The following is a 23,034-nucleotide window of genomic DNA, read 5'->3' as shown; positions in this document are numbered from 1 at the left end:
CCCTCAGCCGCGCCGTCGCCCTCGGGGATCATGTCGCGGCCGTGTCGTCGACGAGGCGATCGGCTCGTTGCCAGGGCTCCACCGCCCGTCAACTCCGCTACCTAACATGATAGAAGCTGAGCCCATGACATCGACTTGCTTCCGCTCTACCGCCCCGTGGCTGCGACGCACCGCCCTGGCCCTCGCCGCCGCCCTGACCCTGGCCGGTTGCTCGTCGGGCGGCGACTCGGGTGGTAACTCGCCGGCGCCCGCCGATCCCGTGCCCCTGACCGCGTTCTGCGCCAAATGGTCCGCCGCCCGCTGCGCCGGGGTGCAGGGCTGCTGCACGCAGACGACCGGCAAGTACGCGGACGACGCCGCCTGCGGCGCCGGCGAGACCGCCCTGTGCGAGGCGACGATGCTGCCCGCCCTCGGCAACCCCCAGTACATCTACGACGAGCAGGCCGGCGGCGACCTCATTGCCCGCCTGCGCCGGTCCGGCGACGGCTGCCGCGAGCCCGACGGAGGCCTGGACATCACCGCCCTGCTGAAGCCGGCCCTGGAGCCGGGCAGCGCCTGCGACCTGGCCGGCGCCGCCGCGCTGGGCGGGAACCCCTGCAAGGGGACCATCTGCCAACCGGCCAGCTCCGAGTCGACCGCCGGGACATGCCTGGTGCTGCCCGCCGAGGGGGAGCTCTGCCCCGACCTGCTCTGCGCCGTCGGGCTGGCCTGCACCAGCGAGTCGGACGACCGCCGTTGCCGCCCCGCTCCGCCTTTGCCAGCCGAGGGGAGCCCCTGCGACAGCAACACGGACACGGACCTGTGCGCGCCCGGGCTCCACTGCATGCCGACCACGGCCGCCCTGCGCGCCTACTTCGCCGGCGGGGACTATCCCGAGGAGCACGCCTGCCAGCCCCTCCACAAGAACGGCGAGCAGGCCCTGGACCCTGGCGACTGCGCCAGCGGCCTCATGAAGATCACCTCCCAGGCCAGCCTGGCCGCCACATGCACCGCCTGCCGCAGCCACCAGGACTGCTCCAGCGCGAACACCGACACGTTCGACGGTCTGGTCAGCATCGACACGTACAGCGGTTACTGCGACCAGGGCGTCTGTCACGACGGCCTGAACGACGTCGCCCCCGGCAGCAAGTCCGAAGGCGCCATCTGCTTCGATGTTGCGGAGTGCCGGTCCCTCAGCTGCGACCGCACCCCCAGCGCCTACGGCCACTGCCAGAAGGCGAATGTCGAGGCGCTGTTCTGCACGGCGCCGTTCACGGGCGGGGGCGCCGCCCCCGACGGGGAGACGGGGTTCACCACCTTCAGCTCGGGGTCCCGACCCGCAGCTCGCCCCTGAGGCCGGCGGCGCGGGGCGGTGACCCGGCGGGGGTTGCGGGGCTGCGCCGGGACCTCGCCGCCGCTGATGATCGGGCGCAGCCCCGCAAAGGCCTCTTCGTTGGGGCCGCGTTGGGCCACGCGGGAAGAGGATCCAGCCGCCCGTGTCCCGTGAAGCTACTGAGATTGTCGACAATTCGGTCGTCCGCTCCTCCGCACGAGTGACGAGGCCCAAGGACGAATTTGCGGTGCCGAACCGGGGCGATCCGTCGTTATCGACGGCATTTCGGCGGGGCATGGCGACGGATCGGAGCCCCTCGGAAGGTGTGGGCCCAACGCGGGCCCAATCACCGAGCTTGGCGCCTGGCGAACTCGGGATGACCGAGATGTCGCCTCGGGCCGCCGTCGTCGCATCGCTCGCCAGCTCCCTGAGCCGCGCCGTCGCCCTCGGGGACGTCGCGGCAGCCCGGGTCGTTCACGAGGCGATCGCTCGGCTGCTCGGGCTGCCGGTGGTCGAGCTCCGCAGGGTCTGAACTGCTGGCTTGTCTCCGGGGGGACGTTCAAGCGAACCTCAGAGTATGGCGCGCACGGCTCCGGTCCCGAACATCCCGGCCATTCCCGGCATGAACCCCGGCGTCTTCGTGATGGGCGGCGGCGGCGGCGGCGCCGGAGCGGGAGGACCCGGCGGCGGCGCCGGAGCGGGCCGGCAGGGCGCTGGGGGCGGGAGCGGCGGGAACCAGGCGCAGGGTGGCGGCAAGGGCGCCCCGGATCCGCAGCGCTTTCCGCTCTGCGGCACGAAGTCGCACCCGGTCGACGTCGCCACGGGGCGCGCGTTCACCCATCCCATCCTCATCGTCGAGCTGCCCGGACCCTTGCCGCTCCAACTGACGCGCAGCTACAGCGCCCAGGCGCACTGCCGCGACGTCGGCCTCGGGTGGGGATGGGCCCACAGCCTCGGCTGGCGCGTCGAGGAGCGCCGCCGCTCCATCGACGTCTGGACGGACCAGGGCACGCGCGTCTCCTTCCCGAAGTCGCTGCGCACGGGCGATGACGTGGTCTCCTCATTCGGCTTCCGCCTCCGCCGTGAGCCGTGGGGCTATGTCGTCGACCCGAACGACGGGCGACTCTACGCCTTCTCGGAGAAGCTCGGCGAGCACCTCTACCTGCTCACGGCGATCGAGGACAGGAACAAGAACCGCATCGCGCTCGTGTACGAGGATGGCCAGCTCGTCGAGGTGACGGACAGCGCCGGCCGGAAGCTCCGCGTGCGCAGGGACGGCGCTGGGCACATCGCCTCGATCGAGGTGAAGAACGCGCTGGAGCAGGGGCGGTGGATCGCCCTGGAGAGATACGATTACGACGCGCGCGGACGGCTCGTCACGGCGACCGACGCCGACGGCTTCTCCGCGCGCTACGAGTATGACGACGAGGCCCGGCTCACCGCCGACGTCGATCGGACCGGCCTCTGCTTCCATTTCGTGTACGACGCCCAGGGGCGGTGCATCGAGTCCTGGGGCGACTACCTATCCAGCCCCGATCCGAGCGTGGACCCGGACGTGCCCTCGGTGCTCGCCTCGGGCCGCCACCCCGCCAGGGGCGTCCACCACTGCGTCTTCGAGTACCTCGACGAGGACTACACGCACGTCATCGACTCGACGCATGTCGGGCATTTCGCGCACAACGCGTTCGGCCTGCTCACCATGGCGCACGACGCCGGGCCGTCGCCTGTGCGCGCCGTGTACGACGCGCGCGGGTTCCTCGCCGTCCTCGAGTATCCGGACGGCGGCTTCGAGCGCTTCGAGCGCGACGGGCGCGGGAACCTGGTTGGCTACACGAACCAGCTAGGCGCCCGTACGTCGATCGTCCGGGATGAGGCGGGCTCCCCCGTCAAGATCACCGACCCGCATGGAGGGGTGACTCAGATCTTTCGCGACGCGTGGGGGAACCCGGAGCACATTGCGAATCCGCTGGGGCAAACCACCACCTACCGCCCCGACCAGCGGGGCCTGCTGCGCGAGCGGATTGATCCGAACGGGGCGAGGACATCGTACCAGGTTGACGCGCAGGGGAACCTGATCTCGGTCGCGTCGCCGAACGGCGCGGTATGGCGCTTCCGGTACGACGCGCTCGGCCGGGTCACAGGGCGCACCGATCCGGCGGGCGCCGAGACGCGCTTCGTCTACTCCGATCGCGGCGACCTCATCGCGGTGATCGACGCCCAGGGAGGCGTCTCGCGGTATCAGTACGACGGGGAGCGGCACCTCGTGCGGGCCCAGAACCCGAGCGGGCATGTCACCGAGTGGGGGTGGGGCGGGTATCACCGGCTCTGCTGGCGCAAGGACGCGAACGGCCACGTGTCCCGCCTGCTCTACAACCGCGAGGGCGAGCTCACCACGGTCGTGAACGAGATCGGGGAGAAGCACCAGCTCCTTTACGATATCTATGGTCGGTTGATCGAGGAGCGCACGTTCGATGGGCGCGTACTGCGCTATCGCCTCGACGCGGCGGGGCGCCCGACGCGGGTCACGACGGGCGAGTCGATGGCGGCCGAGGCGGCGGGGCCGGCCGTGCATACCGATCTCGCGTACGATCTGGCGGGGCGCCTCGTCCAGCGGACGACGCCGGCGGGCGACGAGCATTTTGAGTACGACATGCTCGGCAACCTGGTCGAGACGCGCTGGCCCGGCGGGCGCATCGAGCTCGAGAGGGATCCGCTCGGCCAGATCGTCAAGGAGATCCAGGTCCTGGGGAGCGAGGCGCACGCAGTCGAGGCGCGGTACGACGCGCTGGGCAACCGGATCTCGCGACGCACAACGCTCGGGCACAGCGAGGCGATCGCGCGCGACGCGATGGGCTCGCGCGTGCGCACAGTGCTGGACGATGCGGCGTTGATCGAGCACGGGCTGGATCCCTTCGGTCGCGAGGTCTTCCGGCGTCTCCCGGGCGGCGGCGCGATCGGGACCTCGTACGACCCGCTGGGCCGCCTCTCGCAGCAGCGCCTCACGCGCCCTGGGGAGCGCCCGCCGACCGCGCCGGGCCATCCGGCGTGGGTGGGTGAGCCGCCCGACGCCGTCGTGGCGCTGATGAGCTACCGCCATGATCCGACCGGCGAGCTCGTGGCGCGGAGCGGCGGCGCGCGCGGGGTGACGGAGCTCCGCTACGATCCCGTGGGCCAGTTGCTCGCGATGACGCCCGAGGTGGGGCGGCGCGAGGTGTTCCGTTACGATCCCGCGGGCAACCTGCACGAGGGAGACGGCGCTCCGGAGCGCAGGTACGGCAGGGGCGGGAAGCTCCTCCGGAAGGGGAACGCGGAGTACCGCTGGGACGCCGAGGGGCGGCTCGTCGAGCGGCGCGAGGACGCAGGAGGGGACAAGCCGCGCGTCTACCGCTACGGCTGGAGCGGCGCAGGGCTGCTCGAGCGCGTCGATGCGCCGGACGGCGCCCGCATCGAGTTCGAGTACGATCCGCTGGCGAGGCGTGTCCGGAAGCGAGTCCTCGCGTGGGACGAGGCGGCAGGCGCGCTGCGGCTCGCGCGCGAGACCCGGTTCGTGTGGGATGGAGACGTCCTGGTGCACGAGATCACGCGCTCTCCGGGCCAGAGCGCGGCCGCGCCTGGGGGCGCTGCGGCCTCGGTGCGGACCTATTGCTTCATGGACGACTCGTTCGTCCCGGCGGCGCACCGCGAGGCCGACGGGCGATGGATTCATTACGTTAACGATCCTGTCGGTACGCCGGAGCACCTCCTCGACGACGCGGGCGAGATCGTGGGCTCGCTGGATCGGCAGGCCTTCGGGCTCGAGGCACCGCGCGACGGCGACGCCAGCACCCCGCTGCGGTTCCCGGGGCAGTACGAGGACGCCGAGACCGGCCTCTACTACAATCGCTATCGCTATTACGACCCGGCCGATGGCATGTTCGTCTCCCCGGATCCGCTCGGCGTGGCCGGGGGGTCGGGTTACTACGGTTATGCGGTCAACCCGTTTGCATGGATCGATCCTTTCGGCCTCGCGTCGCTGCGCGAGGCCGAGCGGCTGCTGGAAGACTCCGAGAATCGCAGCTTCGGGAACAACGTGGGGCACGCGCGCGCGCACGTGCCGGGCCCGGGACAGGATCCGTCCGCGCTCGCGACCTCGCGGCCGACAAAGCAGACGAACACGGTCTTCCGCTCGCGCAACCAGGCGCTGCGCTCGCTGCGGGACATCATGACCCGCGACGACGCGGCCCTCCGCTCCCTCGCGCCGGGGCAGGTGCACTCGGGCTCCTACACGCCCAGGGAGACGCTAGAAGGGCTGGAGTCCCAGTCAGGGCAGCCTGCGCAGCGCGCGTGCGTGAATCGCGTCACCTACTCGATCGGGCGCCTTCCTAACGGTCAGCTCCACCTGCTACATTTCGCTCCTCGCCAATCATGAGCTCATCCAGCCAGCGAACCCTCGTCATTCTCGACGAGCGCGGCGCCGCCGCGCGCCTCCCGTCGCAGATCGCGTCGCTCGTGCAGGGGTACCGGATCATCTACCTCTCCGACACGCGCCACGCCCCCTACGGCACGCTTTCGCGGGTGTCGGCGGCCCGCCTCGTGCTCCTGTGCCTCGACCTGGTGCGGGGATACGGCATCTCCGCGGTGCTGCTGGCCAGCGCGGCGGCGTCCCGCGCGGCGCTCCCGGCCGTGCGGATAGCGTGCGCGCGGGCAGGAATCGCGCTCCACGAGGGCGCCTCGCTGGCCGCCAGGGAGGTGGTCCGCCGGCACCGCTTTGGCGACGTCGCCGTGCTCGGAGGCGAGATCGTGGATGAGCGCGCCGTCGCCAAGGCGCTCGCCGAGGCAGGGCTCTCGGCCCGCGCGCGGGCGGTGCCGCTCGATCTCGCCTCGCTGGGCGAGGCGGACAAGGACGTGCTGGGCCGGCTCGTGGAAGCGCAGCGCGCGCAGGTGGGGACGTACGTGCTCGGCTCGTCGGGAGCCGCGAGCGTAGCGGATCTGATCCGCCGGTCCGATCCAGACGCCGTGATCGTCGAGACGGACACGGCGCTCGCGACGGAGGTCGCCGTGGAGCTGGAGGCCGAGCCGGCGGCGGGGAAGACGGCGTCCTCGGTGATTCGCTGCGCGACCGAGGCGTCCGAGCACTGGCAGGAGCGCATCGCGGAACTCGCCGGTGTCGCGCCCGACGCCGTGGCCGGCCGGTGGGTCATGCCGGCGGGACCGGGCGAGGGGCCCTTCGCCGTCGCCATGGATGAGGACGGGGATCCGCTCGACTGAGGCGGCCGCGCGACACTGCCCGGGCTCAATGAGCTGGGGAGTCGGGACCTGGCCCGGGTCGCGCACCTCATCCCAGCAGCTTGTCCGTGAACGCGCCGGAGAACCGCGCTTCGCTCTTCCCCTCGCCTCGGCAACCTCCCGTCTGGCGCCGTCCCCGAGCGACGCTGCCGTCCCCGCCGTGGTGGACGCTGAAGCATCCGACGTCGGCCGGTTGGCTCCGCGTTGGGCCACACCCGAGGAGGATCCAGCCGCCCGTGTCCCGTAAAGGTATTGAGAATTGTTGGCCTTTCCGTCGCTCGCTCCGCCGCGTCAGCGACGAGGCCCAAGGACTTCCCTGGTACGGAGGAGCGATCGGGGATAAGATCAATGATTTCGATGGGTTCAACTTGGGGCTCGGACACCCTCGCGGTCGGCTTGGCCCAACGCGGGCCCAACCGGGCCCGTTCGGGGGCCTCGGCCTCCGCCGCGACGGGGACGGAGAGGTCGGCCCGCGCCGGCACCTGGACGGTCTGTGCGGGGGCGATGGCGGCCTCCGCGCTCGCCGCTCGCGTAGCTGGGCCAGCCGGCGCGGGAGTGCCCTCGGAACGCTCCTTGCCCGTCAACTCGGGGATCGCCTCATCAAGGGGGGCGAAGTCGCCTAGGCCGAGTTCCGCGACCTTGCGCGCGGCGCGCTTGTAGTGATGGATCTGGCCGCTCGACTTGTGCCCGGTCCGATCGGAGATCCACGTCTCCGTGCGGCCGTTCGAGAGCTTGATCGTGATGAAGGTCGCGCGGGTGTCGTGCAAGCGGATGTTCAGCCTTGAATCCGTGGTCTCGAACAGCTCAGGCCGAGTAATGCCCGCGCGTCGGAGGTGGTCTCTGAAGCGCTCCGCCCCGTTGCGACCCGGTAAAGAGTTGCAGCCCCACTTTCCTACGAAGACGCGTACCTGGTCCGGGCAGATCTCGCGCCACTTCCGGAGCGCGCGCACGACGTCGGACGAAAGCGCCCATGCCCGGGGCTCGTCCGTCTTGTTCTCATCGAGAACAACGGCTCCCCGGTCGAGATCCACATCCGACCACTCCAGCTGTCCGGCCTCGTCGGCTCGCATTCCCTCGCGAATGAGGAAGCCGTAGTAGATCCGGAAGCATAAGGGAATCACCTTGCTCCCCATGAGGAGCTGATCCTCGTCCGGGTACAGGTACCCTTTTGCCTTGTCGTGGTCTGCCTTGGGAACCCATCCGCGCGGCAACGGATTGCCGCCTATGAGGCGCGCTGGATACACAGCCAACGACAGTATGCGGTGAACGACCATCGCAACATTTCGGCGCGTGCTAGGCTCCAGGTGCCCCGGCAACAATGACATCGCGCGATCGGCATGATCGATCGTGAGGCGCACGAGAGGAACGGGACCGAGCACGTCGAGTACGTGCGCCAACCTCGATCTGTAATCATCCGCACTGCGAATCGCCTTCACATGATCCGGGTACTGCTCGGCCAGCTTTCCGGAAAGCACCCGCTCAGCAAACTCGGCAAAGGTGGTTTCCCCGGTTGCGCGGGCGCGCGCTTCTCCCTTGCACAGCTGGTCGATGGCAAGCCGGATATCCCGAAGAGCGCTTCCCTCGCGTGCGGCAGCCTGCTCCAGCAGCGGCACGCCGAGCACGATTTGCCCGGCGGCGAGCAGTCGCCCCGCAAGTTCCGACAGCACCTGCAGCCGCGCATTGGCTTCTTGCTCCGTACGGCACGTCGGCAGGGTGAACGTGGGTCGACCGGCCTCGCCGAGGCTGAGTCGTGCGGTCCACGCCTTCCCGCGCAGCCGGACGGAGCCGGAGCCATTGGCGCGCTTCTCTCCTGCGGACCTGCCGGTGGTGCGGGCGGTCGGCTTCGGGTTCTCCGTCGAACTGGCCGTACCAGGCGGGGCCGCGTCGGGCGCACCGGCCTCCCCCGGCAACGAGGGGCGCCCGCCGGAGCGGCCCGAACGCGGACGCCGGTCGGGCGATGTGGATGCGGGAAGGGATGATGAAGGGAGGACCGGCGAGCGCTTGGCACGCGCCCGCCGCTGGGGTACGTCGGTCATGGATCGGTCTCCGGTGATGCGGGGGTCGATCAAGGGCTCGTCCGGTGTTGCAAGCGCCGAGCGAGCCCGCTCTACTTCAGCGGCAGCTTAGCACGGCGTGTTCCGGCGGGAGGAGCGCTCGCCCGGCCGGTGCGTGGACATGGGACAGATTCGAGGCCAGCAGAAGCCAGCACCGCGGCAACCCGCGTGCGCTCGTCCGCGTCCGAGGCACGACGCGAGGCCGGCTCACTGGCCAGCGCCCGCAGGTAGGCAACGAACGCCTCGCGCTGGACGAGGCGAAGCTTGCCGAGTTTCGTGATCAGCAGGGGAAAGCCCGGCGCGCGGATCGTGTCGAGGAAGACACGCGCCGGGATGCCGGTGACCGACTCGACGTTCTTCTGCGAGAGCATCTCCGGCTGCGGCGCCGCGATCGTCAGCCCATCCAGCGGGATCGCGAGGGTTGCGGTTGCCGTCGCCATCGCTGACTGGTCGATCACCTTCGGGCTGGACCATCCGCCGGTGGGCGTCTCCAGGCTCTCTCTGTCGATGGCGAGCGTGCCGTCACCAGCCTGACGAAGAGCAAGCAGTGTCGATACACGCGCGAGAGCCGCTCGTGTCATGCCATACCTCCATCTGTGTTGGGTTCGTGCGCAACCGTGACCGCCGCTTCTGGAAGGAGCCCGAAGCGGTAATTCTGTGTCGCCGGTAATTCGACACGACTTTCCCTGAGACCTGCCTGGGGAAAACACCCTGTCGCATCGCGGGGTTGGGTGTTCTGGAAAGCCCTGCCGAGGGGCCGAAATGGGAGGTGCGAAGGGCTCGATTTGGTAATTTCGCGCGCTCCAGCGACGCCGCGCGTGGAGGCGACGTAGAGCCACCCATCGGGCCTTGTCCACCCCGGGCGAGCGCGACGCCGTCGCAGAGATCGAGGCGGACGTCGGCGAACGTTGCGCCGTCGGCCTCGTCCATCGGGCCGAGCGCGGCGCCGTACCCGCACCGTGGCTGCACCTTGACGCGCCTGGAGCTGCACGACGTCGCGCATGCGCCAGCGTCGTCTGCTCCCTGAATTGGGATCGGCGAGCGGGCGCGATAGGCACGCACGGGAGAGGTGCGCGGCGAAAGTCCAACGCGATGCCGCTTCATGTGCTCGACTCGCGCGCTTCCCGCCGGGCAGCGCTGCACCGCAGACCAGCATGCCGATCGCTCGGATGTGGGCTTGAGACCGCGGGCGTCCCGCGCTCCGCCGCCTCCCACGCGGCTCGCATGCTGCTTGCAAGTTTTCCTCCCCCCTCCATCGGCGGTCCCATTCGCTTCAGCGCCTCCAGGCGCACAGCCTCCAGCTTCGACCGGCGCGGCGCCGTCGCCCGGCGCTTCTCCACGAGCTCACCGAGCACCTGCGCCGCGCGCTCCCACTGCTCCGCCGCCCCCGGCGCGTGCACGATCCTTCGCACGGCGTTCCAGGGCGCTTCAAGCTGATCACACAGGTTGCCGATCTCGGGGTGCAGCCGTGCGATCGCGCGCAGGTGGCACCGGGTCTGCTTGTTCATCTGGAAACACTCTTCCAGGACGTGGCTCGGCGCGCGGACAACTCCGCACGCGAGCTCGTACCAGCGCCGCGAGCTCATGCGCCTAGAAAAGCACCGAAACACAAACCTGCCAGAGCGAAGCGTTCATTTTCCGTTCAACTTTAAAGAGCGTTAAAGCACAGTACAAGAGTCGGCTCCTGGCGAGGGCGACGGTATTAAAGTCTGATGTAGCGTGCGACCAAGCGGACGCCGGTTCTCACGTGGCACCGTGACCTGACTGGCATTCGCAGGGGCCCGATCACGTGACCTCGGTGTGCGAGGTGACCCCTCCGGCGATCCCACGGCCCGGCCGTCGAGCGGGGCCAGCTCGCTCGGCGTTGCGGCCGCGAGCCGCGCTGGGCGTCCACCTGGGCGAGCTCCGCCTTGCGCCAGCCTCTCGCCTGGACGAGCTCCGCGGCCCCGTGCGCCGAGTTCGCGCCCTGCTGCGTGCTCGGCTCCAGGCCCAGGCCAGCGCGGCGTCCGCCGGGAAGAGCTCACGCCGCGCCCTTCGGGCCGCCCCGCGGTCGTGCCCGCCGCGCGCCGCCCTTGCATAGGTATGCGACAAGACGGAGGTCGGCGGCTCGCCGGAGCCCCTCAGCCGACCCCGCGCAAAATTACCAAATCGACCCCCTTCGCGTCCCCCCAAATCGGCCCCTCGGGCGCCCCCTCGAAGCGGTCCAACTGCGCGTCACCAGAGCGGTTTCCACACTTGACCAGATCCCGGTAACTCGCGACGAGATACCGGGTCGTCAGAATTACCATTTCGGGCCTCCTCACGGGCTCTCGTTCAGGCTCCGCCCCGAACCCGAAACACCGCAACAACGGAGGTTCGGATGTGCCAGGAGCAGCCGCCAACGCCGAAGCGCGCCTCGCCCGGCCCCGTGCCACCTCGCGCGGAGCGGACATCCGCGCCGGGGGGCGCCGCCGTACCCTTCAGCCCGCAAACGTTCTCCTCACCGCCGCTCGCAGCAGCACCCGCCGGGTCCGCCGTGATGCCCGCGGCTTGCTGCGCGGTGGCCGCTGTTGCCGGCGACGTCGTGATCACGGACTTCGGCATCTCCGTCCGCCACCTCGACTGGCTGCTCGGCGGCCTGCTGCTCGCGACGTCGCCGCGCATCGACTGGGCCAAGCTCATCCGTCGAACGTTCGGGCTCGACGCCCTCCATTGCGCGCATTGCGCCGGCCGCCTGCGCCTTCTCTCCGCCATCACCGAGAAGGCGACCGCCAGGAAGATCCTGGAACACCTCGGTCTGCCCGCCGATCCGAACTTGCCGCGATCCCGGACCCGCGACCCGGCCTCCTGGATGGACGGCGCCGCAAAGTGGCGAGCCGCCACGAGACCGCCGAATGTCACCCGACCAGACGCCGGGACGAGGCGAACGTGTGGGCGCGTGGCACGCAGGCGCCCCCGTTTGGACGAGCTCAATCTGGACGGCGCGTACAGTAGAGTGGTAACCGCTGAGCCCAACGGGACACGCTTACCTGCTAAATTACTCGGTTTTTCTGGATGACACGACCACATCGTGGTTGTGGCGTTAGGTTAACTGGATGGGCGGGGCAAATTTCCTCTTCACTTCGGGAAGTCGGTAGGGCTCCCTATCCGCTGAGGAAGCAAGTCGTGGCCTCGGCGCGGCCATGGGCACCGTCGGACGTCACGTATAGGGAGCGCCTCACCTTGCGCTCGCCCGTCCACGGCAACACGAGAACCCGCAGCGGCGAGCCTCGGCTGGAGGCCCTCCAGTCCGCTGCAGGGAGTCGCAAACCGGTCTCGTGGAGACGTTGGGAAGGGCACGGCGCGGACCTTCGTGCCGTTGGCTCGCTCCCAGAGGAGAAGGAAGATGAGCAAACAAGGCAGGAGGAGAGTGAAGATGGAGCACGGGGATCTCCAGGCCCCCACCGCTCAGGCCGCGGGGCCCCGTTGTCCGGAGTTCAGACAATCGCGCTATTTTCCGGATCAATCGCCCTATTTTCCGGACGTCACCGCATCGCGGAAATTCGCGTCGCTTCTGGGCCCTGGCGACGACTCGGAACATCTCGCGATGGCGACATACGTCCTCGCACAACTCTCCGCGTGGTCGTATGCAGAGCGAAAAGATTTCGACCGTGTGTTGGTCCAGATGTTCGGAGACGCGGCCAGGCTTCACTCCTTCTCCCTCACCAACGACGCGCTCCTCGTCAACGCGCATGCCTACTTAATTGTGATCGAGGTCACGGTCAAGGAATCGGAGCCACCGAAGCACATCGGCGTCCTCGTCTTCCGGGGGACGTCCTGGGGGAACGCTCTCGACTGGGTGATCGACGCGAGCGTCGAGACCACGCAGTTCGGGGACTACGGCCATGTGCACAGCGGCTTTATGCGAAATGTCTGGCGGCTCGGAGGTGAGATCCGCAAAACGCTCCGCAATGAACTGCTGAAGGCGCAGCAGGCGATCGACGTGCTCTACGTAACCGGGCACAGCCTCGGGGGCGCCATGGCTGCCGTGGCGACGGTGATGCTGTGGGCCGATCGAGAGGATGAGAAGCTCCGCCAAGCGTTTCAGGGTAAGTTCCGCGGCTTGTATACATTCGGAGCGCCGGCGGTCGGAGATCCCACCATGGTGGATGCACTTTCGCCTAAGCTCGTGGCCCGAACCTACATGCACGTCTACGAGAACGACATCGTGCCGCGTATGCCGCCCTTGTCGACGGGGAACTTCCAGCACTTCGGGACGACGTACCATAGCACGGCCGAAGGCTGGGTGCGTGGGGAAACCGTCAGGCAGGCATACACCGCGATCCTGGCCAACCTGTTAGGGGTATTCCCCTTCGCGCTCAGGCTCTTCACTGCCACGAAATGGGTTAATCCGGTCCTCTCGTTCGTGACCGAGCATCTCCCCTTCACTCGATGGTTCGTTCTCTCGTGGGCCGACCACTCCCCCATCAATTACCTTAGATGCTCCCAAATCAGCACCCTTCCTCCCGCGGGCTGAAGAGGAAGGTGGCCCCGAGTGCATGCATGGATAAGTTGCTGATACAGCGTCACTTTTCCAGTGGGTCCCTCCGGACCGACCGGCGCACGCCGTCGTGACGGCGCTCACGCAGCATTCGCCGCACGGGCGCGATCTTCTGGACCGACCGGCGCACGCCACCGTAGCACCGCCCACGATCCAGCACCCGCCACCGCAGCGGGTCTCGTTGCGTCGATCGGCGCAACCCGCCCTGACGGGCGCCGCAGCGCCCCCGCCGGCGCGGGCAGCGATGCCCTCAGCGCGGCGTCGCACCGCCGCAGGGTTCTCGAGGCGGATGGTCAAAGGCGACGGTCGCCTGAGATCCGGCTGGCTTCGCCCACCGGTGAGAGCGGCGCGGGTGCGACCTCGAACGCTGCCCGTCGCGGCACCGGCGGCCGGCTCTTAACGGCGCGCTCAGGGGCGCACGCCTGGAGCGGCACGACGTCGTCCGTGCGCCAGCGTCGCCTTCGAGCGCATCCCAATTGCGGCGCGGCGGGCCGGTTGCGTCGACGCCACGATGACGCGGGTTCGTCGGCAGCTAGATCGTGGCCTCGTCATCCCTCAAAAGCCCGTCAATCTTGCTTAGCAAATCTCGCTTGACCCGCTGCCGGTTCAGTTCGTCTTCGTAACCGGCCTTGACAGATGCCACCTTGACAACGCCCTTGATCATCATCAGAGCGTCGATCGTTCGCTGCGCCTCATCGTCATCCAAGTCGCGCCGAAAGTGGACAACCAGGCCCTTGACGCTCATTGCAATCCCACTCCCCGCACAGAGATCTCGCTGGCTTCCCGAAGCATAATGATATTACGCAATTCACCCATGGCTCCCTACTCCCGGAAGTGTCGTGTTCAGCGGAGAGCGCTCTATGTCCTCCCAATCGGCAGCCGTTGCGGAACCCGGCCCGCCTTCGTCATGCTGTACCGGGAAGCTCGTCAGCGTCGCAGCGCGTCGGGCGAGCTCGGTCCCCGTGGCGGCGCGGGCAGGGAGCGGCGACCGAAGCCGCGGCTGTGGAGGCGGCGGGAGCTTCGCCCGCGGGCTCCTGGCCGCAAGCTCGGGAGGCAGCACCACAGGCGGAGGAACATCGAGCGCGCGGGGAGGTAGCGTCGGCGCTGTCGAGCTCTGCGCCGGCGACGACGCGGGACGCGCGGAGCTCTCGCGCTTGGTGATGGGCTCGCCGACCTGGATCACCACGGTCTCCTCGGCGTCCGTCCGGTGGTCGTCGTGCAGCTGCCAGAGGCGCTCCCAGTACCGCGCCGGCGTGCCGGTGAAGGCCTGCAGCTGCCGGGCAAGGCCGGGCGTCATCGGCAGGTCGCTCCTCAGCAACCGCTCCACCTCCCTCGGCTCCAACCCCGTGCTCTCGGCCAGCTTTCTCCTCCACGAAGGCGTCGTCGCGCAGAACGACTCGAGGACCCTTCCTGGCCAGGGGACGGGGCGCGTGCGGGCCTCCGTCAGCTCTGCGAGCGCCGCGTCGACATGACAGTCCAGAAGGCGCCGGTATCGGTCTCGCTCGGCCGCTGCCTGCTCCTTCGCATCGGTGAGGACTGCCTCCTCGTCGTCATGCGCGTGCTCGCGCGCCTCGCGAAGCCCCCGCTCCCGTCCCAGGGCTTCGCGCGCGGTGACCGCGAAGCCGATCGCGACACAGGCTATCATCGCGAGCCCGAGCGGCGAAATGAGCCACATCGCACCAAGTAAATCCTCCATGGTATTCATCGCGTTTCGTCTCCTAGACGTGATCGCTCATGTCGGGATGCAAGGCGGATCTTCGCCTTGTGCCGTCCGCTGACATCACCAAGGTCACCGCCTGTGAGCTGCCGAAGGACAGTCGAGGATTCAGCGAAGCTGCCGGAGGAGTGCTTCGCGCTCGGCGACGAACCGCCCACGGGGGAACTCCCGCGCGTGGATGTTCAGCAGCCGGAGAGCCTCGACGTTCGCCGTGACATTGCGGGCCTCGATGGCCCTCCGAGCCTGGTTGATCAGGCTCCGCTCGCGCTCGCTGCCGGTCGGTCGAACGGCGCTCGCCGGAGGCGCGGGCCGGCGATCTGTCGTCGTTGAAGGAACGGGCGTGCTGCTCGCCACCGCCTGCACGCGCGCGCTTCCTTGCGCCCTCGGCGACGACATCCCGCGCGCGGCCGGTGCTGCGGCGCTGTGCGCGCGTTCTCCACCGGCGGGCGCTTCGGCGCTGTGCGCGCCGTCTCGCGCAGGCGACGCCGCAGCCTCCTGCGCGGCGGGCGGGGTGGCAGGGACCACCGCCGCCCCGTACCACGATTCCAGGTCGGGCAGGGACGACATCGAGGAGACGAGCGCGCCGGTCAGCACGGCGAGCGCACCCTGAACGAGGATCCTCACGCCCAGGCGGCGTAGCGAGGCCACCCACGACGCGCGACGGCCGAAGCCCAGCGCGAGCGGCACGCAGAGGCGATCGTCTCTTCCCTGCGAGCGCTCCTGCGCCTGCCACCGCTCCCGCTGCACCCGGAGCTCCTGGTGCGCCCGCCAGTGTCGCGTCCTCACCGTGTCCAGCGGAAGTCCCTGCTCGGCCGCGATCTCGGCGAGCGGAACCTCTTGGAGGTCGTGCTTGATCACGAGATCCCGGTACTTGGGATCAAGTTGGTCTATCAGCTCCCGCGTGAACTTTTCCCGCTGCCGTCTCCGGAGCAGCTCCTCCGGCGTGGGGTACTCGTCTCGGATCTCGCACTCATCGAACGACGTCAGCACCTCGCCGCGGCAGCGTGCGTCACGGACGTGATTGCGCGCCTGGTTGATGGCGATCGTGACGCGGTACGGCGCTGGGTCTCCCCCCGGGTCGAGCCGCTTGTCGGCTTCCAGCCCGCGCAGCAGCGCTTCCTGAGCGATATCCTCGGCGTTTCGCTCTGGCACGCCGTGGCGCCTGGCGAGGCGCCGGAAGAGCTCGAAGCCGGGGAAGACGGTCGGTGGCTTGCCCACGGTAAGCAGCACACTTGAGCGGGCCCAAACGCTTCAAAAAAGAGAACCAGCGAGCAATATTGGTCGGACAATGTAAGCCAAGGTGTCATCTTCAACCACGCGGCAGCGGGTCTAGAGGACGACTGAGCACATTCCGTCATACGACCGCCAATTCTCGCCCAAACGGCCGAGGCGCCGCCAATTTCTGGCGGTTGACGCCGAACGGCCGGCGTCAGTACCGTCCCTGGATGCGTTGCATTGCGCATTCGCTCTCGATATTTCTCACGCTCGGGGTCGCAACAGGCATCCCGAACTCGGCCAGCGCGGATGATGCCCCCCCGAAGGCGCAACAGACTTCACGAAGTCTGCCAGCGCCGCCGATGTCCCCCCCGAAGGCGGGACCGAACGACAGCTCATCGGTGAAGGACCATGTTCGCCGTGGTCAGAGAGCGCGCAATGCCGGGCGGTGGAGCGAGGCATTTGCTGCCTACAAGGCTGCTTTCGACGCCGCGGACCCGACGACCAGCACCGAGCGAGAGCGGGCGGAGATCGCCGGCGAGCTCGGCCTTTGCGAGGTCGCGTTGCACAAGTATCGCGATGCGGCCGAGCACCTTGCCAAGAGCCTCGAACAGCGCGAAGCGCTGCCGGACGCGCTCGAGCGGCGATTCCAGGCAGGCCAGCGCGAGGCTGTAAAGCGCGTCGCTACGCTCGTGCTTTCGGTGGATCCGCCCGACGCCGAGGTGCTGATAGACGGTGAGCGCATCGGGCGGACCGCGCGCACTTACACGCTCTTCTTCGAGCCGGGGGGCAAACACATGGTGCGGAGCCGTGCACCCGGCCACGCGGACGCGTTTCAGGGGTTCCTTGGCGTGGCGGGCGTGGAGCACGAGATGACGATGGAGCTGCCCCGTGCGGCGGCGAGCAGCGCCAAGGAGGCGAGCAGCGCCAAGGACACCGCGCCAGCGACGCCGACCCCCTTGCGCACGTTGCCCGCTGCGCGCGCGCAGGCTCCCAGCCCGTGGGCCTCCTGGCCGGGGACGCTGCGCATCACGGGGATCGCCGTCGCGACGGCTGGCGTGACGGTGGGCACCATCCTCATGGTTCGGGCGGGCAAGCTCGATGACGATCTGAGCGCCCGGCGACATCTGCTCCAAGACGAGCCGTCAGCGAGCGCGTCGATGTGCTGGCAAGCGCCTCGGAACTCGCCGTGTGGCGAGCTGGCCCGCCTGCAGGACGCGCGAAACATGTTCGGCCGCGCCGGTCTGGCCACGGTGATCACGGGCGGTGTCGTCGGTGCCGTGACCGCCGCGTCCTTCTTCACGGACTTCTCTTTCCTGAGATTCAAGCCGTCTCAGGATCGGGTCAACGTATCGCCCGTGGCGAATGGGAACGAAATCGGCGCGCGAATCGAGGGGGTATGGTGAGCACGCGGGGGGCCGAGAGAACGGGATCGCTGGCACACCGAGGCGCTGCGACGGCGTTCGTCGCTCTCGCACTCTGCGTGTGGGGAGCTAGCACGCTGACAGCTTGCACTGCCTATTCCGAGGATTGCTCGGAAAAGCTGGCGTGTGCTCCCGATCCGGAGCACACGCCAGACCCATGCGCGGGAGCGCCCGGCACAGCGCCAGCGCTCGACAAGTGCGGCGTGTTCGTCAGCGAGCAGGGCGACGACAACAGCCCCGGAACGAAGGGAGCGCCGGTCAAGACGCTCCAGCACGCGATCGGGCTCGCCGCGTACGGGCGAGGCCACGGCGAGGCAGCGACCCGGCGCGTGTACGCGTGCGGCGGGTCGTTCGCGGAGAAGATCACGCTGCCCTCGGGGGTCGACCTCTGGGGCGGGCGCCTGTGTGACGGCGGCGATTGGTCGTATGACGGGTCGTTCGGCGGACCGAATCACCCGACGATCATCGCTCCGCAGGTGGGTATCCCGCTGAGGGTGATCGCGGATGACAAAGAGCACGCGACGTCAACGGTCTTCGGCGTGCGCGTCGAGGCGGCGGATGCGTCCGCGGACGACGGCAAGTCGTCGATCGCGATGATCTTGAGCCCTGGAGCCAGGGCAATCGTGCGCCAGAGCAAGATCCTCGCAGGCGATGGCAAGGATGGAGAGCCGGGCGAGGACGGGCCGATCGTACGCGCGAACTCCGGCGTGGTGGGGAACGACGGCGCGGACGCCTGCACCGCGGACGCAGCGATGGGCGGCCTTCCGGTCGTGACCGTGTGCGGCGATGGCATCGAGTCGACGGGCGGGTACGGCGGAGACGGCGGGATGGACACGGGCGGCGATGGTGCTTCAGGGCTGCCGGAGCCGGTCGGCAGTCCGGATAACCGCGGCCTGGCTGGGAGCGGCGCGTCCAGCATGCCGTGTACGACTGGGGGCCGCGGAGCAGACGGCGCCGACGCGGGACACGCTGCCGGAGCGATTGGCGTTGGCCGCCTGGACCTTGACGGATGGATCGGCGTCCGCGGGGAGGGGGGTAAGAGAGGCGGCGTCGGCCAGGGCGGTGGCGGGGGTGGCGGCAGCAGCTCGCGCACCCTCACGTTCGCGTGTCCGACCGGTCGGCCCCAGGGCGGCGCGGCCGGAGGATCAGGGGGCAGCGGCGGCTGCGGTGGCAAGGGAGGCCAGGGGGGCGACTACGGCGGCGCGAGCATCGCGATCGTGGCGTTGCAGGGGAGCGCTCTCACGGTCGAGGCCAGCCAGGTCCTAGGAGGCACGGGCGGCAATGGCGGCGTCGGCGGAACGGGCCAACCCGGCGGCGGCGGGTCAATGGGCGGTTACGGTGGAAGGCGCCCTGCGGGTTTAGGTGACATGTTGCCCGCGTGCAGCGGTGGAACCGGAGGCAAGGGCGGCCGCGGCGGCGACGGCGGCGGCGGTCTCGGGGGTGCGTCCTTCGGCATCGCCTCCATGAGCGCCTCCGTGAACCTTCTGGAGGATGCGATCGTCTTGCCAGGACAACCTGGCCAGGGCGGCCGCCCTGACAGTGCAGTCACCGACAACGCGCCAGGCCAGGGGCGAGAGGGGCCTGCGCTGTTCTGGTACAGGTTCGATGCGCCAGATCCGGAACCGCCCCAATGAGCCGCCCTCTGCTGGCGGCACACCGCAGGAGACGCACATGAGAAAGACCACCGCCGCTACCCTGTGCCTTCTGTTGTCACCGTGGGCGACCGGCTGTGGAACTGTGCCCGACGTGAACGATCCTGGCGCGCCTTGCGAGGGCACCTCGTGCGATGACGAGCCGCCCCCGGAGTCGGTCTGCATCGAGCACGTCGCCGCCGGTATCCTCGACGATGGCTGCGGCGTGTTCGTCGCCGGAAACTTCGGTGGCGGCGACGACAGGAACCCCGGCACGAAGGCGAAGCCGGTGTACACCGTCGCGCATTCCATCGAGCTCGCGCGCGCTGGACGAGGGCGCGTGTTCCTCTGCAACGACTACTTCGAGGTGGATCCGATCACACTCCCTTCTGGGGTGGACATCCTCGGCGGCTTCAACTGCCGGAAATGGGTGCCCGACTCCCTGCTCCCGCGGTCCACGCTTAAGTACCGGCTGTTCGACGATGCCCTGGTGACGATCGAGCCCGCGCGCCACGAGGACCAGGGGGCCGCGGACGGCGTCTCGACGCTCGCCGATCTCAACTTCCATGCGTCTAGCGCGCTCGGCGTGGTCGCTCAGTCCAACACGGTGGTGGAGATCCTGCGCAGCGAGATCCGCGTGCGCAGCGGAAAGCCGGGCAGCGATGGCGAGAAGTGGCCCCTGTACAGCCCACCCGACGGACCGGACGGCACGTTCGCTGCGGAGGCGTGCTCGGCGGCCATCGTCGCCGGCGGGGCTGCAGCCGCGAACCGGTGCGAGAGCGGGCTCACGAGCATCGGCGGCAAGGGAGGGGACGGGCTGCCCGACAGCGCCGGGGATGGAGGCGACGGTGAGCCCGCCTCAGAGCGACAACCGTCGCCCTCGGGCATCGGTGGTACCGCGGAGCAGGACAATGTCCGGTGCTACGCCGGGTCCGACGGGGGCCCCGGGGCTCCGGGAACGCAGGGAGCGCCCGGCGAGGGCATCGGACGCCTCACCGAGACAGGATGGGAGGGTGACACGGGGGCCGAGGGGAGTTGGGGCACGCCGGGCCAAGGCGGCGGCGGCGGCGGCGGTCGTCGGGGCGGGCTCGCCATGTGCGGCGTCGCCTCCAAGGGAGGCGCGGGAGGGGGCTCGGGCGGCGCCGGAGGCTGTGGTGGCCGAGGGGGCCGCGGGGGAGCGAATGGACAGCCGGCGATTGGCGTCGTCGCACTTCACGCTCGCTTGACCGTGCGTGACAGCACGATCACGACGGGTGACGGCGGTCCGGGCGGCGACGGCGGGCCGTCCCAGGAGGGCGGCAGAGGCGGCAGAGGCGCATTCGGCGCCGCACAAGCGGACGTCTTTCAGGGCTGCATGGGCGGCCGTGGCGGCCAGGGAGGGCCTGGCGGCTATGGCGGACCGGGGCGCGGCGGTGACTCGATCGGCGTCGCTTACCTCGACGAGGATCAGCTCACGCTTGAGGGCGTCACCTTCGAGATCGGACAGCCGGGCTCGGGCGGCACCAGCTGGCACCACGATGGCACGATGACGACAGGGCCGAGCGGCGAGCGTCACGAGACGTTTCGGTTTCCTGACTAGCCGCATCACTTCGGCGGAGGACGGGCTCGTATCTGAACCCATCCCCCACTTTGTCGGCAAGCTGCTGGCCAACGTGCGCCTCGACCTCCACGGAGTCGCGCCGCCCCGGGGAGCGCCACCGAACTCGCTTCGATCTCCTCGCCGGCCACGCGAACGGCGGACGCCCGAGCGGCGCCGCCCTTGCGGGGTACAGCCGCTCTACCATGTCAGCCATGTCAGCGACGGCGCCGGATGCCGAGGACGACCGCGGCGCCCATGCCGACGAGCACGAGCAGTGCCACGGCGAACCACGCCCAATCCCAGGGATCCGAGCTAAAGGAGACGGCCACCGCGCCGCACCCGGGAGACCACGCTCTTCTTTTCATCGGACAGCCCATCCTCTCATAAACCGCTCCCTTCAGTCCGCCGGAAGGTGCGGACCCCGCCGCGGTGCTCCTCGACGCCGCGGCCCCGCTATCTGCTCGGGCGCCGTGTACGTTAGCGCGATCGCGAGGTCGCCGGCGTCCGCCGCGACATGGCCGAGCTCGCCCAGGTGGACGGCCATAGCTCCCGAGCTCGCCGACGTGCGCCTCGACCCCAGCGCCCGCGCCGCCGCGCGCCGAAGCCGCCGAGCTCACCTCGAGCTCCTCGCCCGCGGCCCGGCACGAGCCCGACCACGTGGACGGCGGACGCCAGGGAAGGTCTATTCCGGATCCACCCAAGTCCACACGACCGAGAAGAGGCACATGTAGATCGTCGCCTCGCCCATCAACACCGTGTCCATCGCCACATCCGGCACCACCTCGTTCCCGAGCTCCGCCGGGATCGGTCGGTAACCGGGGTACGTGGCCTCGATCTCCCGAGCGATCTCGCGCGCCACCGGCTCCTCCTCGGGGATGCCGGGGAGGTGGATCCCGTAGTATGGCCCGAGCAGGGACACGTGGAAGCTGAGCGCCATTTCGTCGGTGAGCCAGATGCGGGCCGAGTACGCCGGGTCGCCCCCTCCCGCCAACAGGTGGAGCGACTCGTTCTGAAGGCCGTATCGATCCCCCAGGCGGCGGATCATCGCTTTCCACGTTGGGTACTCCGCTCGTCCTCGGTTTGCGGCTTCCACCAGGCGGCGGTGCTCCTCCGTGTCGTCGTAGAAGGGCTCATTGGGAGGTGCGTTGCTGCGTTCGGTGCAACGTACGCCCCGTGGGTAGAAACGATAAACGACGTCGAGCAGCTCGGAACGAGTTGTCACCATCATTTCGTCACCCTGGCACCGAGTCGCTTATACTTAGACTTGAACGCAGCGTCCGCCTCTTTGCGAAACGTGTCGCAGAACGTCTCCTGCGGGAGATGGTAATCAATGCGGTTTGCGACCTCCTCCGTGATCTCCTCGCTGAGGCTGGCCGCACGGTCTGGATCGATTTGTCCATAAATCTCAGTCCGGAGCGGCATGCCGATGGTAAAAGAGCAGGACCACTCCTTGATCTTATGCGGAATCGTGAGTCTCTTGAAGTTCAATTTGGCCCTGGCCTCTTGCCACCCTCCGCCGTTGTCCTCGCCATCGTCCTCGACAATGGTAACAAACTTGAATATCGAAGGATCGAAATCTACATATACCCACGGGGCCATTCCAGGCGGCGGGCACTTCGAGCTGCACGCATCGCTACAGCTCAAGAAGGTTGCTCCATCTCCGGATATGTCGCCGAATCCAGGGCACGGGTCTGGCGGGCTCTCCGGGCTATCTGTCGGCCTCTCCGAGCTGTCGCTCGGGCTCTCCTCCTCGTCTTCGTCTTCGTCGTCCGTCTTGTTGCACTGCAGCTTGCGCTCGTTACGGTACTGCGATCCGCTCGGAGGCGCATCCCCGAAGTCGCCTGACGAGACGGAGGTGATGACGGGAACAGACGGCCCGACTGGTCCACCTGCACCTGCACCCCTCTCCCACTCCTCGAGGGGATAGCAGTCTCCTACCGTCCAGTTGCATGCCGCTAGCATGCAGATGAGGACGGCCACGATCGGCAGCAGAACTCCTTTTGTGTTCATTTTACACTCCATCGAAGCACCGGACCGGCGACAACAAGCACCGACACATAACCTGGAAGCACAAGACTGCTCCCGCCGACCCAATCCACGTTCGCGCTCACCGACACGCCGAGCGGTCCGGCAACGTACGCGTTGGTTTGCGCATGGGCGCCTGCCGCCATCCCGGCAACACGCCCACACATTGTACGTCCGCAAGCCGGCATGAAGTAGACCGCAACCGATGGCCCCGCACTCAAGTCGCCGTTCTCCCAACTATATCCGAGGGCAACGATGGTGCTGTTGTAGACACCAGCTCCACCTATCTGGAT

Annotated in this window: 17 protein-coding genes and 1 pseudogene; 9 read left to right on the top strand and 9 right to left on the bottom strand. The window is 68.8% G+C overall.

What is annotated here, in order from left to right; genetic code table 11:
• Positions 1–124 precede the first annotated feature (124 nt).
• The 4 genes from WMF46_RS36390 to WMF46_RS36375 all read left to right on the top strand — a co-directional run bounded on the left by WMF46_RS36390 (position 125) and on the right by WMF46_RS36375 (position 6,559).
• Positions 125–1,333, top strand: coding sequence for a hypothetical protein (locus WMF46_RS36390; protein ID WP_437981412.1), 1,209 nt, complete (start codon positions 125–127; stop codon positions 1,331–1,333).
• A gap of 355 nt (positions 1,334–1,688) precedes the next feature.
• Positions 1,689–1,844 carry a hypothetical protein gene (locus WMF46_RS36385; protein WP_437981411.1) on the top strand — a complete coding sequence of 52 codons (156 nt, stop codon included), beginning with the start codon at positions 1,689–1,691 and terminating at the stop codon, positions 1,842–1,844.
• Positions 1,845–1,889: 45 nt separating this feature from the next.
• Entirely contained in the window at positions 1,890–5,720 is a 3,831-nt protein-coding gene (locus WMF46_RS36380) for an RHS repeat-associated core domain-containing protein (RefSeq protein WP_437981410.1), read from the top strand.
• On the top strand, positions 5,717–6,559 hold the full coding sequence (locus tag WMF46_RS36375) for a hypothetical protein (RefSeq protein WP_437988038.1): 843 nt from the start codon (positions 5,717–5,719) through the stop codon (positions 6,557–6,559). The genes WMF46_RS36380 and WMF46_RS36375 overlap by 4 nt, the downstream gene beginning before the upstream one ends.
• Positions 6,560–7,281: 722 nt before the next feature.
• Here WMF46_RS36375 and WMF46_RS36370 read toward each other — a convergent pair.
• The 3 genes and pseudogenes from WMF46_RS36370 to WMF46_RS36360 all read right to left on the bottom strand — a co-directional run.
• Positions 7,282–7,647 (bottom strand): annotated as a pseudogene (locus tag WMF46_RS36370) (tyrosine-type recombinase/integrase); the annotation flags it as partial.
• 1,037 nt (positions 7,648–8,684) lie between these two features.
• Positions 8,685–9,212, bottom strand: coding sequence for a hypothetical protein (locus WMF46_RS36365; RefSeq protein WP_437981409.1), 528 nt, complete (start codon positions 9,210–9,212; stop codon positions 8,685–8,687).
• A 519-nt stretch (positions 9,213–9,731) separates the two neighbouring features.
• Positions 9,732–10,139 (bottom strand): hypothetical protein, encoded by a 408-nt coding sequence (locus WMF46_RS36360; protein WP_437981408.1) that lies wholly within the window; start codon positions 10,137–10,139, stop codon positions 9,732–9,734.
• Positions 10,140–11,170: 1,031 nt separating this feature from the next.
• On the opposite strand from WMF46_RS36360, the gene WMF46_RS36355 reads away from it, so the two are divergent.
• The gene (locus WMF46_RS36355) at positions 11,171–11,668 is read left to right on the top strand and encodes a hypothetical protein (protein WP_437981407.1); all 498 of its coding nucleotides are present in this window, start codon (positions 11,171–11,173) and stop codon (positions 11,666–11,668) included.
• A 327-nt stretch (positions 11,669–11,995) separates the two neighbouring features.
• Positions 11,996–13,126, top strand: a complete 1,131-nt coding sequence (locus WMF46_RS36350) for a lipase family protein (RefSeq protein ID WP_437981406.1) — start codon at positions 11,996–11,998, stop codon at positions 13,124–13,126.
• Between the two features lie 556 nt (positions 13,127–13,682).
• Here WMF46_RS36350 and WMF46_RS36345 read toward each other — a convergent pair.
• From WMF46_RS36345 to WMF46_RS36335, 3 genes are all read right to left on the bottom strand, one after another.
• Positions 13,683–13,895, bottom strand: a complete 213-nt coding sequence (locus WMF46_RS36345; RefSeq protein WP_272104003.1) for a hypothetical protein — start codon at positions 13,893–13,895, stop codon at positions 13,683–13,685.
• A gap of 63 nt (positions 13,896–13,958) precedes the next feature.
• Positions 13,959–14,855, bottom strand: coding sequence for a helix-turn-helix transcriptional regulator (locus tag WMF46_RS36340; RefSeq protein ID WP_437981405.1), 897 nt, complete (start codon positions 14,853–14,855; stop codon positions 13,959–13,961).
• 120 nt (positions 14,856–14,975) lie between these two features.
• Positions 14,976–16,085 (bottom strand): RNA polymerase sigma factor, encoded by a 1,110-nt coding sequence (locus tag WMF46_RS36335; RefSeq protein WP_437981404.1) that lies wholly within the window; start codon positions 16,083–16,085, stop codon positions 14,976–14,978.
• A gap of 398 nt (positions 16,086–16,483) precedes the next feature.
• Here WMF46_RS36335 and WMF46_RS36330 point away from each other — a divergent pair, with 398 nt between their 5' ends.
• Genes WMF46_RS36330 through WMF46_RS36320 form a run of 3 tightly spaced genes read left to right on the top strand, consistent with a single transcriptional unit; the run spans position 16,484 to position 20,716 of the window.
• Positions 16,484–17,488, top strand: a complete 1,005-nt coding sequence (locus tag WMF46_RS36330; protein WP_437981403.1) for a PEGA domain-containing protein — start codon at positions 16,484–16,486, stop codon at positions 17,486–17,488.
• Positions 17,482–19,140 (top strand): hypothetical protein, encoded by a 1,659-nt coding sequence (locus WMF46_RS36325; RefSeq protein ID WP_437981402.1) that lies wholly within the window; start codon positions 17,482–17,484, stop codon positions 19,138–19,140. Before WMF46_RS36330 ends, WMF46_RS36325 begins: the two co-directional genes overlap by 7 nt.
• A gap of 37 nt (positions 19,141–19,177) precedes the next feature.
• Positions 19,178–20,716 carry a hypothetical protein gene (locus tag WMF46_RS36320; protein ID WP_437981401.1) on the top strand — a complete coding sequence of 513 codons (1,539 nt, stop codon included), beginning with the start codon at positions 19,178–19,180 and terminating at the stop codon, positions 20,714–20,716.
• 215 nt (positions 20,717–20,931) lie between these two features.
• Here the strand turns inward: WMF46_RS36320 and WMF46_RS36315 are convergent, their stop codons facing one another.
• From WMF46_RS36315 to WMF46_RS36305, 3 genes are all read right to left on the bottom strand, one after another.
• Complete coding sequence (locus WMF46_RS36315) at positions 20,932–21,081, bottom strand: hypothetical protein (RefSeq protein ID WP_437981400.1); 150 nt, start codon at positions 21,079–21,081, stop codon at positions 20,932–20,934.
• Between the two features lie 317 nt (positions 21,082–21,398).
• The gene (locus WMF46_RS36310; RefSeq protein ID WP_437981399.1) at positions 21,399–21,761 is read right to left on the bottom strand and encodes a hypothetical protein; all 363 of its coding nucleotides are present in this window, start codon (positions 21,759–21,761) and stop codon (positions 21,399–21,401) included.
• Positions 21,762–21,940: 179 nt separating this feature from the next.
• Positions 21,941–22,726, bottom strand: a complete 786-nt coding sequence (locus tag WMF46_RS36305; RefSeq protein ID WP_437981398.1) for a hypothetical protein — start codon at positions 22,724–22,726, stop codon at positions 21,941–21,943.
• Between the last annotated feature and the right edge of the window lie 308 nt (positions 22,727–23,034).

Origin of the sequence: Sorangium sp. So ce117 (genome assembly GCF_051524395.1) — a bacterium.
GTDB classification, from domain to species: Bacteria; Myxococcota_A; Polyangia; order Polyangiales; family Polyangiaceae; genus Sorangium; species Sorangium cellulosum_B.
This window is presented reverse-complemented; position numbering and strand designations above follow the sequence as displayed.

Bases quoted from the DNA above. Each gene is read 5' to 3' on its own strand.
- WMF46_RS36375 (WP_437988038.1), top strand. From the start codon at position 5,717: ATGAGCTCATCCAGCCAGCGAACCCTCGTCATTCTCGACGAGCGCGGC.
- WMF46_RS36350 (WP_437981406.1), top strand. From the start codon at position 11,996: ATGAGCAAACAAGGCAGGAGGAGAGTGAAGATGGAGCACGGGGATCTC.
- WMF46_RS36365 (WP_437981409.1), bottom strand. From the start codon at position 9,212: ATGACACGAGCGGCTCTCGCGCGTGTATCGACACTGCTTGCTCTTCGT.
- WMF46_RS36315 (WP_437981400.1), bottom strand. From the start codon at position 21,081: ATGAAAAGAAGAGCGTGGTCTCCCGGGTGCGGCGCGGTGGCCGTCTCC.
- WMF46_RS36305 (WP_437981398.1), bottom strand. From the start codon at position 22,726: ATGAACACAAAAGGAGTTCTGCTGCCGATCGTGGCCGTCCTCATCTGC.
- WMF46_RS36380 (WP_437981410.1), top strand. From the start codon at position 1,890: ATGGCGCGCACGGCTCCGGTCCCGAACATCCCGGCCATTCCCGGCATG.
- WMF46_RS36340 (WP_437981405.1), bottom strand. From the start codon at position 14,855: ATGAATACCATGGAGGATTTACTTGGTGCGATGTGGCTCATTTCGCCG.
- WMF46_RS36325 (WP_437981402.1), top strand. From the start codon at position 17,482: ATGGTGAGCACGCGGGGGGCCGAGAGAACGGGATCGCTGGCACACCGA.
- WMF46_RS36390 (WP_437981412.1), top strand. From the start codon at position 125: ATGACATCGACTTGCTTCCGCTCTACCGCCCCGTGGCTGCGACGCACC.
- WMF46_RS36310 (WP_437981399.1), bottom strand. From the start codon at position 21,761: ATGATCCGCCGCCTGGGGGATCGATACGGCCTTCAGAACGAGTCGCTC.
- WMF46_RS36345 (WP_272104003.1), bottom strand. From the start codon at position 13,895: ATGAGCGTCAAGGGCCTGGTTGTCCACTTTCGGCGCGACTTGGATGAC.
- WMF46_RS36385 (WP_437981411.1), top strand. From the start codon at position 1,689: ATGACCGAGATGTCGCCTCGGGCCGCCGTCGTCGCATCGCTCGCCAGC.
- WMF46_RS36320 (WP_437981401.1), top strand. From the start codon at position 19,178: ATGAGAAAGACCACCGCCGCTACCCTGTGCCTTCTGTTGTCACCGTGG.
- WMF46_RS36360 (WP_437981408.1), bottom strand. From the start codon at position 10,139: ATGAACAAGCAGACCCGGTGCCACCTGCGCGCGATCGCACGGCTGCAC.